Raw genomic sequence first — 15,223 nt, 5'->3', positions numbered from 1 at the left:
AGGATAAAGAAAATAAAAAAACTATTCCAGAAATAAATCTAAAAAAGCCTGGTAATTTCAAAACTTATATCCAACATATTTTTGTTTGATTTTAGACTATTTTTGTTTCTAAAATACTGTTTTCTGTTTTTGATTGAAAATAAAAATTTAGAACGATTATATGTTTATTTTCTAATTCCTTTTTTCAGCTTTTTAACCAAAGGACTTTCTAATAATCGTATTTGATCTATAACCAATTTTGCGATTGCTGTAGCCCCTTTTACAGAAAGATGGGTATTGTCTTCTTTACCTTCGGGATAATATGGATGTTCACCCTCTTTAAAATGCAAATGCAATTCTTTTGATTTTTCGGAACCGTACGATTCTTCTAATTGTTCTGTAAAATATTCCAAGTCAATAAAAGGTACTTTATATTGCTGGGCTACCAAACGGGTTTCTAGCGGATAATCGTCATGTGTTCCAATTAATACACCTTGTTCGTTAAAATTTCGTCGGGCAATGGAAGAAAATAAAATTGGAATGGCTCCTTTTTCTCTCGTTTCTTTTACAAAATGAATTAGGTTATAGCGATAACTTGTATGCGGATTGGTATATCGGGCGAAATCTGCATTTTTTTGATCGTTATGCCCAAATTGTATGAAAACATAATCTCCGGGCTTCAACACTTTATAAACCGAATCCCATTTTTTTTCATTGATAAAACTGCGTGTACTGCGACCGTTGACTGCTCTGTTATCAATCACAACATCTGCACTAAAAAACTGCGATATCATTTGCATCCAGCCGCGTTCCGGATTTTCTTCCGGTCTGATTTTATTGGCCATTGTAGAATCGCCTATGCCGTAAATCGTTGTTTTTTGAGCGAAACAGTTGAGCGAAATAAATAAGAATAAGAAAAACGAGTATTTCATAATCTTCTGTTTAATGTTTGACGGACTTACTTGCTGAAGTGGGAATTGTAGCCTTTTGACCAACTATAACATCATTCATGGTTACATTTTCCGTGTTCAGAATCGTCATTCCGTTTTTTGCGGATTGTACTTCAATGGTGTCCAAATGTATGTTTCGTACTTTCTTTTGGGCAAATCCCTGAATAATAATTGCGGTTTCTCTAGCCTTTTTACAGAAAATATTGGACAAGAAAATATCGGATACATCAGATGGAAAATTACCTGAGCCTTCCCCCATATAATTCGCAGTGATATAAATACAATCCTCAACCTCATCCAATTGAATGTTTCTGACATAAATATTTTTGATAAATCCACCTCTGTCGGCATTTGTTTTAAAATAAACTCCCCGTTTCAAATACCCAACAGTCTTGCAATTATCAATAAAAACGTTTCGGATGCCCGCTGACATTTCGCTGCCCATTACCACTCCGTGCAATCCTTTAAAATTGCAATTGCGAATCACGATGTTTTCACTCGGGGTTTCGCTGTTTGCTCTGCCTTCATGATCTCTGCCTGCTTTAATCGCAATATTATCATCCGCATTATCAAAATCAATATTTTCGATTAAAACATCTTTGGCATATTCTGGATCAATTCCGTCATTATTAGTGTTAAAGGCTTTGTATCTTAATCCTCTGATGGTAATGCTTTGTGATTTCAATAAATGAAGACACCAAAAAGGAGAATCCTCAATTTTTATATTCTCCACCAAAATATTTTTGCAATTAAAAAACTGAATTAATTGCGGTCTCAGAAAATGTCCCAGTCCAAATTTTCGGTCTTTCAAAGACACATTGTTATGGTTCATTTCCCGGGTTAATAGTTTGTCAGCTCCTTCTTTTGCCTTGAAACTATGCCAGACTTTACTTCCTTCTCCATCAATGGTTCCTTCTCCAGTTATGGCAATATCAGTACAGCCGTAGGCATAAATAAGTGGACTGTAATTGTAAATCATGGTTCCTTCCCAGCTCGTTAGTACCATGGGTAAATAATGTTTCGGATTATCACTGAAACGGATTTTAGCGTCTTTTTCAATTAAAAGCTTCACATTACTCACAAAGTGAATGGGTCCGTTTAGCGTATAAACGCCTTTAGGAACTACGATTGTACCTCCATTATTCTTTTTACAAAGTGCCATCGCTTTATCAAAAGCGGGTTTCGCATCACTAATGGAATCTCCTTTTGCACCTAATTCAGTAACTACAATTTTAAAGGATGGGATTTGAGGCAATTGAATCCGTTTTAGGATTAAATCAACACTGTCCGATGGAAAACTGTTGTTTTGGGCAAAACAATTTAACGAAACCAGCAATAAAAGGAGAAGTTTATATTTCATGATTTTTAATCTTGATTTGAAAAAACGTTGTTTAATACTTTATTTTTGATTCCAACAAACCTGCTTTTATCGCATTGGAAAAATCCGAACCCAAACAGTTTTCTAGCGTATATTTCTTGGCTTCTGATTTCCGTAATTGATGCGACCAAGTCACTCTGCTTTTAGGAAGAAATCCTTCCCCAGTAGAATTATATTCGGCATAAAACGCCGTTTTTTCAGCTTCTGGTTTGGACCAATTATGCCATCCTTCCGGTTTGATGTGTTTTCCCATTTCACAATTTAAAAAAACTGTTTTGGCGTAAATGCGCCAAGGGCGTCCGAGATAAACAGCCGTAACTCCAGGATCAGCAGTCAATTTACAGTTTTTAAAAACAAACCCATAAGCAACGTCTTCCGGAGTAGCAGCCGCCGTTATATAGGAATCTTTCAAACTATGCAAGGTGCACTTTTCAAAAAAAACAGTTGCTTTTCCAAAAATAAAATCCGTGGTTCCTTCGATATAACTGTCTTTCACATACTGTTTATTTCCATTTCCTGTTGCGTACAAAGTATCCTGATTGCCTAAAATAATACAATTCGAAATCAAGACTTTGTTGGCATTTAAAGTCAAAGCTACCGCCTGCCCCACTTCTCCGGAGGAATTTTGTATGGTTAAATTTTGAGCCACAAAACCTTCCCCTTCCACTAACATCGTGTAGGTATAAAAAGTACTGTTTTTGCCTAAATTAATCTTGTTGAAATAATCATCGTAGGTAATTATCGTCTGCTCTTTACTTTCTCCAATCAAGGAAATGTTAGTATTCCACTCGTGGATTTTTACTTTCTCGTAGTAAATTCCGTTTTTTATAAAAATTGTTTTCCTTTGATACGGAAATGAATTCGAATCGTTTATTGCTTCTTGAATCGAACTGTAATCACCGCTTCCATCCTTTGCAACAACACTGTACCATTCGTTTTTTGAAGATTTAGTATTTTTCGTACTCGATTTATCAAGCGAAACCATGTGTGTTTTTTTCCAAAGCAGATACTTTTTCAAAATTTCCTTTGGTTCATTGGTATACCATGCATAACCATTCCTGCGCTCTGAACCAATTTCTGCTAAAGATCCTTTTTTGACACCATCGCGATCACAGAAAAAAGGGATATTGCTATCCAATTCCATAAATCTAGCCCATAAAGGAGCTGCATTTAGATCTTTCACCATCACTTTATCGAAGACTTTAGTATTCCCAACCCTCTGACGCTCTTCTTTAATTCCTGTTATTTTTGTTTTTTCGAACCAAACCACTGCGCTATTTATTGCAGTAATTATTTCCTTGGATGGATTTTCAATAGCCATCAAAAGCAGCACTATTTTAGCCGATTCTTTTCCGCTTAATGATGGTAATTCATAAGCTCGAGCTTTAGCAGGAAGCAAGGTAAACTCATCATGCTGGGCACACCACGCCGTTAACTGTCCGTTTTGCTTGTATTGTGTTTTTAGAATACAATCAATTCCTTTTTCAAAAGCTTTCTGTAGTCTCAAAAGCGTTTCTTGCGATGGTTTTATGGAATAATAATCGGTTCCGTCTATTAGATTTTTTAAAATTTCCAAAATATTCACCATCGAATCATCATTATACGTGATGTGCGAATAATATCCTTTTTTTAACGGATAAAATTGTGGCCATCCTCCATTTTCATATTGAGCGGCCAGCAAATAATCTAAACCATTTAAGAATGCTTTTTTATATTTTTCATTGGGAACTTGTGCATATATTTTAGACAAAAAAAGCATTTCCATACAAGTCGCACCATTATCAGTAGTCGAATCCATCGGATCCGTTTTAAGCGCTTCCAGTTTTTGTTTTTCTTCCTCTGAAAGTGTTTTCTGCATTTGAATGTTTTTTGGCCATCCGCCAATGTTGCGTTGGTAAAGCAACACATTTTCGGCAATCTCTCGCGCTTCCGTGGAACTGAACCAAGCTTTATCATCAGTGGCAACAATATCTTTCCAATTTTTATTCAGTATTTGTGACTGAAGACCTGAGCCTGCAGTGCAAACAAATACGAACGCAATTATTATTTTTTGAAAACAACTCATTTTTTAAACTTTTAGGAAACAATTTTACTTATAAATTCAAGTTTATTTATTCAACTCTAAAGCCGCTAAAATAAAAGGTCCAGTAGCTTTTGGGTCGTTGTCTTTTTTTCTTTCATTTACATAATATTCAAAAGAGCCATCACGATATGGATTACCTCCTAAACCTGCTACCGCACAGGCTTGTGTAATGGTAACTTCACCATTTTTACCAACCTTAATTAAGTGTTTTGTCATACCTGAAAATGCTTTTTTAGCCGCAGTTTTGAATTTCTTTGGCAAATACCCTTTGTTCACCGCTTTTGCAAAAGCATACGTAAACATTGCAGTTCCTGAGGCTTCCAAGTAGTTTCCGCCCACGGCACCTTTGTCTGTAACTTGGTACCAAAGTCCCGATTTATCCTGAAACTTCACTAAAGTATTGGCTAATTGATTCAAGTAACTCACTAATTCTTTTTGCTTGGGATGGTCTTTTGGAAAATAATCCAATACATCTACAAGAGCCATTGCATACCAACCCAAAGAACGCGACCAAAAATTAGGGGAAGTTCCGGTTGTTTTGTTTGCCCAAGGCATTTGTTTGCTCTCATCCCAACCATGATAAAACAATCCTGTTTTTGAATCGCGAGCGTTTTTTTGAATCAATTCAAATTGTTTGGCGATATCATCCAAGTTTTTTCCGTCTTCGAAGGTTACGGTGTATTGCGCATAAAAAGGTTCTCCCATATACAAGCCATCCAGCCACATCTGGTTTGGGTAGATCTTCTTGTGCCAAAAACCGCCACTGGCTGTTCTAGGTTGCTCTTCAATTTGTTTTCGTAGTGTTTGAAGTGCACTGAGATATTTGGCCTCTTTGGTAGTTGCATACAAATCAAATAATAAGCGACCGGCAACAACCATATCTATGTTGTAGGTATCTAATTTATATGTGTCAATCGTACCATCTTCCTGAACCAGTTTATCAACGTATGTTTTACTATACGCACTGTATTTTTGGTTTGGATGTTTTTTGTTCAATTCATCAAAAGAGGTCAACACTAAACCATGCACATAATCCCATTTTGGGGTAGTGGCATCATCTATCATATAGGATTCTTTGTGTTGCATCATGATTGACAAAGCCATTCGCTCCGACCATTTTAATTTTTTTGAAATTGTTTGGTCCTTTTGTGCGTTGATTTGCAATGAAACAAAAGCGATTAAAAGGACTGCTATTAGTGGTTTTAAAATGTTGTTTTTCATAGTAGGATTGTAATAGTAAAGGATTACATTTTTCTTTTTTTATTCAAAAGGGCTAATTTTTCATCTAAGTATTTTACGAAATCTTCCTTGGATTTAATCCCGTTTACTTCTTGTTCCCATGCCCCTAAAAAATAAAAAGAAGTGCATTTTGTTGTTGGTTTAAAAATCAAAAGGTGGTCAAATTCAGCATCCACTTCAGATTCGATGGTTTTGATTTCATAGAAAATAGCCATCCCCAATTTATCTGGTACCAAAGTCTGTGCACCATAAGTAGCTAAGTAAGCCCATTTTTTGTTTCGGCTTACTTTTTTAAGTACTTCGGTGTTTTTTTGTTTTACAATTCCGGTACAAATCCCAGCAATTGCTTGTGAGGCTTGAATAGTGTGTTTGGTATAACGCTGATCAGGATTAATAGTTAATTCTGAAGTGAAATCAATTTTATCCGAAGCTGATTTCCATCCGTAATAATTAATTTTCACACCGGACGATTTCACTTTGTTTTCCACTTTGGCAATGGTCGAATCCACTTCATAAAAGTGTAATCTTTGTTTATTTAAATACCTATCGATGGAACCAATTCCGATTCCTTTTCCAGCTTTTAAAATATCCGAACCCCAATCGCTCATTTCGTGGTAGGAATCAAAACCATCCTGACCAACTTGCGGAAGAATGATCGCTTCGGTTTTTTTTCCAAAAATATCAATAGCATTTCTCCAGTCCAGATACAATCGGTATCCAATTTTGTTGCTTTCCCAACCCGGACCTTCATAGCGAATATCAAACGAATGATCAGTATGTTCCGGAGCTAATTTGAGTTTTTCAACATTTTTGAAAGTCCCACCAATGTATTTTCGACCTTCCCATTTGCCACCTTCCTTTACGGAGATTTCAGCATAGGTTTTTGCATCATTCTTTTTTTGGGCTTGACTATTTAATACTCCAAGCAACGTAAAGCAAGCTATTATTTTTACTGTTTTCATCTTTTTTATTTTAAAATTCTATCTAAAAAATCAGTTGTATCTGTTACAATTTTTTCGAACCAGGGATGGAAAAACCAAAAGGAATGTGGTGCATTTGGTAATTCTTTAGTTTCATTATAAATTCCGTTTTGCTTCAAAATGGCAATCATATCCTCTCGTCCTGCATGAAAACGCACCATATCACTGTTTATAAATAATACGGGCGGAGTATTTTTGGCCGTATGTGTCAAGGCTGAAGCGTGCTTCCAAATGTCCGGTTTTTCTTCAAAAGTTCCGCCTAACCATTCACCGGCAACTTTCCCTTCTTGAGATTCCGGATGTTTAAAAGCGAGAATACCATCCATATCTATAATGGCTTGCACATTTGCGTTTTGGTTAAAATCACTTTTTTGATCTTCAAATTCTAGATTATCATTTGTCGTCCCAATCAAAGCCGCCATTTGTCCGCCTGAAGAACAGCCTAACACAGCAAATCTGCTTGGATCTGCATTAAAATTTTTAGCATTCGTTTTAATGTACTTAATGGCTTCTTTTACATCAAAAATTGCTGCTGGATATGCTGCTTCCGGAGATAATCTGTATTCTACAGCAAAACAAGAATATCCTCTTGAAGCGATTTCTTGTGCTAAAAATTTCATCTGTGATTTATTCCCTGATTTCCATCCGCCACCATGAATTAATACTACCGCTGGTTTTAATGAATTCCCTTTTTTAAAATAGGCATCTAAATGCAGTTCCCTTGTCTCCGTTTTTTTATAAACCAATTCCTGTATCTGACTCACACTTTCATATTTTTGTTCCTTAACGATTTCAATAAAGGGAAACTTGATTTTGTCTTTATCAAAAGTGCTTTGCACTGTATATGAAGTATCACTATTAAATTGAATCTGTGAATGAAGCAAATTTGTAAATAAAATCAAAATGAGACAGCAGGGTTTTATCATTTTATTTAAAATAACGGATTAAATGTATTCCTTATGAAAAAAGGAGCTTGATAAACCAATCAAGCCCCTTTTTTAACAAACTCAAAAAATTCAACCAAAAACTAATTTTATTATTTAGTACGCAGGATTCTGTGGGTAACTTTTATTTTGATTCAAATCTAATGCTTCCTGTGGAATTGGTCTTAAGATTTTCTTCTCTCCATTAGCTCCGTCAAAGTTTGAAGCTTTGATTTTTGGATTGTACAAAGACGCTCTTTCAATCAATTTTCCGGTACGTTTCAAATCGAACCAACGGTTATATTCTCCAATCATTTCTCTTGCTCTTTCATCTAAAATATAATCAATATTTAACTGCCCGCTTGTAGCAGCTACAACACCAGCTCTTCTTCTTACTTCGTTAAGCCTTGCCAATCCAGTTGCCGGATCGGTGCGCAAATAAGCTTCGGCAGCAATCAAATAGGTATCCGCTAATCTTGAAACCACAAAATCACGTGTACTTGTTCTAGGACTTGATGCGCTGGTGGCAAAAGGTGCTTTTGGATCATCGAATTTACGAACAGGTATCGTTTGATAATCATTACTGAAAGTAACCGAAGTTCCGTAAGTACCATATAAATGTATTGTTGCTTTAGGATTTGCCTGTTTATAAGCGGCTAATTCTGCATCTGTCATCCATTTTGGGACGTAAAAATGTGCTACTGTTAAACCTGTTTTGTCTGCTTTTGTATAAAAATCATAATAAGTCGCGTACGCTTGTGTCATAAACGTTCCTTCCCATCTTTTGTCTCCTTTTTCATATAGTCCAATAGCGAAATCCGTTGGTAATAAAGTATAAGATCGGTAAGGTGCTTTCGTAGCCACTTCTGAACCTCCTAAATAAGAACTGAAATAACTGGCTTGACCATTACCCGTGGTTTGCGGATTAGAACTATTAGAACCAGCGCTGAACTGAACTGAGAATATAGTTTCTTTATTAATATCTATAGCAGTAGTAGACGGAAACCATAAATCATTATAACTAAGCGTTAATGTTTCTCCTGCAATGGCCTCATCCGCATATTTAGCCGCAATTGTAAAATCACTGGCTGCTCCAAAAGTTTCATATCCTCTTGTCAAATGTACTTTTGCTAATAAATCTTGTGCAGCTCTTTTAGTTACACGACCTGTAAAGGCACCTGCTGGTAATAAAGAAAGTGATTCTTCTAATTCTTTAATAATAAAAGTATAGACTTCTTCAGCGGTATTTCTTTCAAAAGAAAGAACTGGTGAAGCATGATATTCCGTATCTAAACTTACACCGCCATAGGTTTGCACCAACAAGAAATAAGCATTTGCTCTTAAATATTTTACTTCGCCGATACGAGTTGTTAATGTGGTCGTTTTTTCGGTTAATGTACTATAATACAATGCCGTATTAGCTCTCTGAATCGCTTTATAACACTCTCTGTATAAGTAATCAACATTTGGAGATGCTGGAGTTAGTTGTGTATATTGACTCAATTCTATCGGTTCTCTATTTCTCCCTTCGGAATATAAATCAGTACCTGCAACAAATAACCATGGTTCACCACCATAAATATCTTTTAATTGCGCATAATTTGCATTAATTAAAGACTCAAACCCGGATGCCTTAAGATATTCATTCGTTTCTGCATTAGATCTATTATCTTCTTCTATGAAATCGCTACAAGAACTTAGTGTTAATAAAGCTATTGACAGGCTTACTATTATTTTTTTCATTTTGATTTTGTTTTAAAATTTAATACTCATTCCCATTTGATAAGTAATCGATGCTACACGTCCTACACCGAATCCTGCGGCAGCCCATTCTGGATCATAACCGTCATAACGAGTAAATACAAACGGGTTTAGAACATTTACATAAAAACGCAAATACTTCATTTTAAATTTCTCTATGATATTTTTATCAAAAGTATATCCTAGAGTAATATTTTTAATTTTCACAAATGAGTTGTCTCTGTAGTATCCTACTCCATTAGAATTCCAATACGTCCCTTCGTTTTGAGCCATTGGATATTGGTTTGAAGCTTGAGCTGGCAAACCAGCATCATTAGCGGGAATATACCAATTAATATCTGATTTTTGACGACCTCTATCACTTGTATTAGTAAAGTTAGCATGAAATGCACTGTATACATAACCACCTTGACTAGTTATTGCTGAAGCTGCTAAATCAAAATTACCCACTGTTAATTTCGTAGAAATACTTCCTGTCCAATCTGGATTTCCCTGCCCTAAAATTTGTCTATCCGCAGAGGTGATTTTTCCATCTCCGTTTAAGTCTTCCACTCTGGCTTGTCCTTCCGTTTGTCCAAAAGATGCAGCTTCCGCTTTTTGATCAGCTTGCCAGATTCCAGTGAATTTATAATTGTAAATCGCATCGATTGATTCACCAATAAATAAATTATTCCCTACATCATCAGACACATCGTCGTAAATAGATTCAATTTTGTTTTTGTTTGCAGAAAAGATAAAAGTCGTTTCCCATTTTACAAAATCAGTATTGATATTTTTTGTGGTTACAAGTACTTCAACCCCTTTGTTACTTACTGAACCAATATTATTAGTATAGGTAGCGAATCCATTTTCTACCACTAATTTTTGTTTCAACAATAAATCTGTAGAAAGTCTGTCATAAACATCTAAACTACCTGTAATTCTGTTATTAACGAATCCAAAATCTAATCCTACGTTAAATTCTCTTGTTTTTTCCCAACCTAACTCTTTATTAGCTGGAGAACCTTGCAACCATCCATTTGCAGTAGTATTATTAAAATCATAATACGTTTGTTGATCTAATTTGTTTATCGTTGAATATTCGGCAACTTTATTGTTACCTGTAAATCCATAACTAATTCTGGCTTTTAAGTCTGAAACTGCTTTTTGGTTTTTCATAAAACCTTCATCACTTACTCTCCAAGCTAAAGCTGCCGAAGGAAATGATCCCCATTTATTATTTTCAGCGAATTTTGAAGACCCATCCCATCTGTCTGATAGCGTCAATAAATAACGCCCTTTGAAGTTATAATTCAAACGCAAAGCATACGAAAGCAATGTGCTTTTCACAAAACTAGAACCCATTAAGAAAGTGGATTGTTTTCCTGAACCTAAATTATTATAGGAAAGATCGAATGGCTGATCCGTGGAACTTGCAGATACTCCTTCTGTCTTATCATAATACATACTTTGTAGTCCTAATAAAGTAAAGGAATGATCTTTATTCAAATCATAATTAATAGTAAACTGATTGTCAAAAGTAGAATTAAAATTCTCTTCTTCGTAAATAGAAGCCGAAGGTAAATTTCTATTAGCTACACCTGTATTAGTCAAAGCTCCCCAAGATTTTCCGTTTTTAAATTGATCATATCCAACTGCGTATGATGACCTTAAGGTAAGCCAAGTGATTGGTTTATATTCCACAAATAAATTCCCTACACCATTCCATCTGTTGATTGAATTAGTGCTATTAGCAATTTCTAACAACGGATTGTACGTACTTGTTTTATTAATCAAAAATGCACCTGTTGCATCTGTTAATTTACCTGGTAGTGGAAATAAATTTCCATTTAAATCGTATGGCGTATAAAACGGACTTAATCTAAAAGCCTCTTGCATTGCTAAAGCACTCCCTAATTCTTGTTCAGTTTTAGCAAGTGTTAAATTAGTTCCAACAGTAAATTTATCATTTACTTTATGAGTCAAGCCTACTTTAAAACTGTATTTATCTAATGATTCGTTGTCTACGTTTCCAGTTTCACCTTGAACACCTATAGCTAAATTATAAGACAATCCATTGTCACTACGACCTGCAATTGACAAATAATTATTTTTTTGAATACCGGATTTTAATACAGCATCATACCAATCAAATGTATCGTTATTTACTACTCTGGTTCCTAACAATGTGTTTTGAGTTCCAAGTACAGTCGCATCTAAAATAGATGCAGTAACTGTTCCGGTAATAGGATCTTTTTTCGCCGTTGGTAAATAGGCTGCTTGATGATACAACCACCATTTTTGACCATCCATCATTCTAGGTAATCGTGCCACTTCTTTTCCTCCAATATAAGAATCAAAAGAAACCGACATGCTTGATTTTACAGTACTCCCTCCTTTTGTTGTTACAATCACGACACCATTTGTACCACGTGATCCATAAATTGCTGTAGATGAGGCATCTTTCAAAATGTCAATTCGGGCAATATCTTGCGGATTCAAAAAGTCAATCCCATCAGTAGGCACTCCATCAACCACAAATAAAGGTGAAGCTTCGCCGCTCATTGTACTTTTTCCTCTAATTGAAATAGTAAAAGGGTCCCCAATACGACCCGTTGAAGCATTAATTTGAACTCCGGCAACATTCCCTTGAATTCCTTCTAATGCGTTAGTAGTACTTCTTTCTGTAATTGTTTTAGCATCTAATGTACTTACAGAACCTGTCAAATCCGTTTTTTTAACCGATCCATAACCTACAACTACAACTTCTTGTAAAGTTTGAGATTGCTCTAGAAGTGCTACTTTTATGTTATTTTTACCTGCAACATTAATTTCTTGCGTCTCAAAGCCTATAAAGCTAATCTGTAAAATAGCTTTGGCATTTGATAGTTTCAAAGTAAAATTTCCATCAATATCAGTTACCGCATTGTTTTGAGTTCCTTTTTCAATAACATTTACTCCGGGTAAAGTTAAACCTGCGGCATCAGTGATTATACCGCTAATTGTTGAAGTCTGCTGAGCCTTCATTTCCTGACCCGTGAACAGGCTCAGTAAAAAGAAAAAGGCAAAGCAGCATATTGAGCCTTTTTTTAATAAATGTCTGAAATTCATAATTTAATTATTTGGTTAGTTAGTATATAGATAATAGTTTAATTCAATTTTTAGGGCTTTCCGCAAGTACCCCGTTGATATACGTATCGATTAATATAAGACCTTCCAGGTTTTCGATAGAATATGCTTCTTTTACTTTAATAATTTTTACTTTTTTTAAAGTAACATTTTTGATAGGTGATCCTTTATAGCCTTTTGCCAAGATACCATACATTCCACCATCTTTTACCGTTATATTTTCTAGAAAAATATTTTGTATTTGAGGTATAAATGTCCCTGGTTTAGCGCCATAGACTTCATAAAACATATTCAATTTCAAAACAGCCTCTTTGACCTGACCGACTTCTAAATTTCTTACGTATACATTCTCGATGAGTCCACCTCTGTTGGAGTTTGTTTTAATTCTAATTGCTCTATCAAGGTTTGGACTGTCCATAATACAATTCTCCACAAAAACATTTCTTACTCCACCCGAAATTTCACTTCCAATTACAACCCCGCCATGACCATCAATCATTTTACAGTTTTGCACAACAATATTTTCACTTTTCATAGCAACACGCCTACCATCAGCATCCCTTCCAGATTTTATAGCGATACAGTCATCTCCAGTATTGAAAGTGCAGTTTTTTATGATTACATTTTTAGAATATTCCGGATCACATCCGTCATTATTAGGACCGTGGCTTTCAACCGTTATTCCGTCAATTATGACATTCGAAGATTTTATAGGATGAACAACCCAAAATGGCGCATTCACAATTTTCACATCCTTTAGAAGAACATTTTTACAATCAAAAAACTCTACAAAATTTGGTCTTAAATAATGTCCCTCACCAAAAACACGTTCCGAAACAGGCACTCCTTCCTCAGCCATGGCAATAAGACGCAATCGATTGAGAGGATCGTTCTGATTAGGCTTCCCTTCTTTCCAACCGTATTCTTTTTTAGAACACCACCACCACCAATTTTCATTATTGGATTGACCGTTTAATATTCCTTTTCCCGTTACCGCAACATTAGTTTTTTGGTAAGCATATATTAAAGGAGAGTAATTCATCAGTTCCGTTCCTTCCCATGATGTATGTACTATCGGATAGTCAGCTGAATTTGTGCTAAACAAAATTTCAGCGCCTTCTTGCAAATGAAGGTTTACATTATCTTCTAAATGTATCGGACCGGTGAAATATTTTCCGGATGGAACTAAAACTTTACCGCCACCGTTTTTACTACAATGTTGAATTGCTTTTTTAAATGCCTGAGTATTGTCGAAAACACCTCCAGACTGAGCACCAAAATCAGTAATTACATATGTTTTATCCCCAAAAGAAGGCACCTTTACACTATCAATTATATGCTGCATCGTTTTCCAAGGATCAGCAGACACAATTGTTTTTGTTTGCTTTACTCCACAAGAAACAAAAAGCAATAAAAAAAGAACAATAAACGAAAGTCTGTTAGTTATAAAAAATATTTTTTTTCTCATTTGGTTTAATATAAATTCCTTAAAATTTAGTTTTTTATCTATGTGCTTAGATTCAAAAATCAAATCATGCAATCGATTACACAAACGTAAATATTAATTTTCAATTTACCAAAATTAAATCCATAAAAATATTAGTAATATAAAAAATACCTTATATTTATACACTTAATATAAAAAAATTACTCAATAAATAAATTATAAACAGTGAGTTTCTTTTTAATATCATTAAAAAATAGATTGTATACAATCGATAACATTAAATAAGATTCTACGAAAAAAAGTATTAATTTTACAAATTCATAACAACTATTGATTCATAATGAGTGAGAAAACAACCATTTACGATATTGCAAAAGAACTCAATATATCCGCTGCTACAGTCTCTCGAGCTTTAAATAATAATCCCAAAATAAGTGAAAGTACTATTAAACTTGTAATGGATACTGCAGCTAAAATGAATTATAAACAAAACAGGTTAGCCTTAGCGCTTCGAAGCGGAAAAAGCGGAAATATTGGCGTTATCGTTCCTCGCATCAATACCAATTTTTTTGGATCTGTCATACGAGGGATTGAGGAAGAATTACATCCCAATAAGTACAATGTAATTATATGCCAAACACATGAAGATGAAAGCAGAGAAATTGAGAATATCAATACACTTCTTGATGCACAAGTAGATGGCATCATGATCTCTATTACCAATGAATCCAAGAAAAATGAAAAAATCATTCATCGTGTTCTCGAAAAAAATGTTCCTTTAATCTTTTTCGACAGAAAAAAGAACATTGATGGTGTGAGTTCTATTACTATTGATGATTTCAAAGCTGGTTACATAGCAACAAAGCATTTGATTGACCAAGGTTGTAAAAAAATAGCTCATTTATGTGGAGATCAATCATTAGAAATATACGAAAATCGATTTAAAGGCTACCAAAAAGCATTGCTAGACAACGGAATAACATTTGATGAAACTTATGTTATCCAGTCAAAGAGTAATATTGAAGACGGTATATCAGTAACCAACAAATTACTGCAATTAAAAACCCCTCCCGACGCTATATTTTCTGCCAGTGATTTTGCCGCATTGGGCGCTATACAGGAACTTAAAGCGCAAGGGATACAAATCCCAAAAGACTTTTGTGTAGTAGGATTTGGTAACGAACCCTTTACAAAATTCATGGAACTTTCCATTTCTACAATTGATCAATCCCCTCTTGAAATGGGAAAAATGACCGCTAAAGTATTTTTGGAACAAATGAACAATACGGAAGATTTTAAAATGGAAAAAAAGATTGTTCTGAATCCTATTCTGCACATTCGGAAATCATCATCGAGACAAAATCTCTAAAACAAA

General features: G+C 34.9%; 10 protein-coding genes. 1 reads left to right on the top strand and 9 read right to left on the bottom strand.

Annotated elements, in window-relative coordinates; translation table 11 throughout:
* Nucleotides 1-164: 164 nt before the first annotated feature.
* From BC952_RS11625 to BC952_RS11585, 9 genes are all read right to left on the bottom strand, one after another.
* The gene (locus tag BC952_RS11625) at nt 165-911 is read right to left on the bottom strand and encodes a rhamnogalacturonan acetylesterase (protein ID WP_121365810.1); all 747 of its coding nucleotides are present in this window, start codon (nt 909-911) and stop codon (nt 165-167) included.
* Between the two features lie 10 nt (nt 912-921).
* The gene (locus tag BC952_RS11620) at nt 922-2,289 is read right to left on the bottom strand and encodes a glycoside hydrolase family 28 protein (protein WP_121365809.1); all 1,368 of its coding nucleotides are present in this window, start codon (nt 2,287-2,289) and stop codon (nt 922-924) included.
* A 31-nt stretch (nt 2,290-2,320) separates the two neighbouring features.
* Nucleotides 2,321-4,372, bottom strand: a complete 2,052-nt coding sequence (pelA, locus tag BC952_RS11615; protein ID WP_121365808.1) for a pectate lyase — start codon at nt 4,370-4,372, stop codon at nt 2,321-2,323.
* A gap of 42 nt (nt 4,373-4,414) precedes the next feature.
* Nucleotides 4,415-5,611, bottom strand: a complete 1,197-nt coding sequence (locus BC952_RS11610; protein WP_121365807.1) for a glycoside hydrolase family 88/105 protein — start codon at nt 5,609-5,611, stop codon at nt 4,415-4,417.
* 23 nt (nt 5,612-5,634) lie between these two features.
* On the bottom strand, nt 5,635-6,591 hold the full coding sequence (locus BC952_RS11605; RefSeq protein ID WP_121365806.1) for a DUF4861 family protein: 957 nt from the start codon (nt 6,589-6,591) through the stop codon (nt 5,635-5,637).
* A gap of 5 nt (nt 6,592-6,596) precedes the next feature.
* Nucleotides 6,597-7,493, bottom strand: a complete 897-nt coding sequence (locus BC952_RS11600; RefSeq protein ID WP_244200141.1) for an alpha/beta hydrolase — start codon at nt 7,491-7,493, stop codon at nt 6,597-6,599.
* Between the two features lie 156 nt (nt 7,494-7,649).
* Nucleotides 7,650-9,275, bottom strand: coding sequence for a RagB/SusD family nutrient uptake outer membrane protein (locus BC952_RS11595; RefSeq protein WP_121365805.1), 1,626 nt, complete (start codon nt 9,273-9,275; stop codon nt 7,650-7,652).
* Between the two features lie 12 nt (nt 9,276-9,287).
* The gene (locus BC952_RS11590) at nt 9,288-12,383 is read right to left on the bottom strand and encodes a SusC/RagA family TonB-linked outer membrane protein (RefSeq protein ID WP_121365804.1); all 3,096 of its coding nucleotides are present in this window, start codon (nt 12,381-12,383) and stop codon (nt 9,288-9,290) included.
* Nucleotides 12,384-12,426: 43 nt separating this feature from the next.
* Nucleotides 12,427-13,869, bottom strand: a complete 1,443-nt coding sequence (locus BC952_RS11585) for a glycoside hydrolase family 28 protein (RefSeq protein WP_121365803.1) — start codon at nt 13,867-13,869, stop codon at nt 12,427-12,429.
* A gap of 319 nt (nt 13,870-14,188) precedes the next feature.
* Between BC952_RS11585 and BC952_RS11580 the strand changes: the two genes are divergently transcribed.
* Nucleotides 14,189-15,217, top strand: coding sequence for a LacI family DNA-binding transcriptional regulator (locus tag BC952_RS11580; RefSeq protein ID WP_121365802.1), 1,029 nt, complete (start codon nt 14,189-14,191; stop codon nt 15,215-15,217).
* Nucleotides 15,218-15,223 lie beyond the last annotated feature (6 nt).

Source organism: Flavobacterium limicola, from assembly GCF_003634755.1.
Classification (GTDB): Bacteria; Bacteroidota; Bacteroidia; order Flavobacteriales; family Flavobacteriaceae; genus Flavobacterium; species Flavobacterium limicola.
Note: the sequence above shows the minus strand (reverse complement) of the source record. Positions and strands in the feature narration are given on the sequence as shown.

Coding starts and splice junctions, on each gene's coding strand:
- BC952_RS11625 (WP_121365810.1), bottom strand. CDS start 911: ATGAAATACTCGTTTTTCTTATTCTTATTTATTTCGCTCAACTGTTTC.
- BC952_RS11620 (WP_121365809.1), bottom strand. CDS start 2,289: ATGAAATATAAACTTCTCCTTTTATTGCTGGTTTCGTTAAATTGTTTT.
- BC952_RS11605 (WP_121365806.1), bottom strand. CDS start 6,591: ATGAAAACAGTAAAAATAATAGCTTGCTTTACGTTGCTTGGAGTATTA.
- BC952_RS11595 (WP_121365805.1), bottom strand. CDS start 9,275: ATGAAAAAAATAATAGTAAGCCTGTCAATAGCTTTATTAACACTAAGT.
- BC952_RS11610 (WP_121365807.1), bottom strand. CDS start 5,611: ATGAAAAACAACATTTTAAAACCACTAATAGCAGTCCTTTTAATCGCT.
- pelA (WP_121365808.1), bottom strand. CDS start 4,372: ATGAGTTGTTTTCAAAAAATAATAATTGCGTTCGTATTTGTTTGCACT.
- BC952_RS11580 (WP_121365802.1), top strand. CDS start 14,189: ATGAGTGAGAAAACAACCATTTACGATATTGCAAAAGAACTCAATATA.
- BC952_RS11585 (WP_121365803.1), bottom strand. CDS start 13,869: ATGAGAAAAAAAATATTTTTTATAACTAACAGACTTTCGTTTATTGTT.
- BC952_RS11590 (WP_121365804.1), bottom strand. CDS start 12,383: ATGAATTTCAGACATTTATTAAAAAAAGGCTCAATATGCTGCTTTGCC.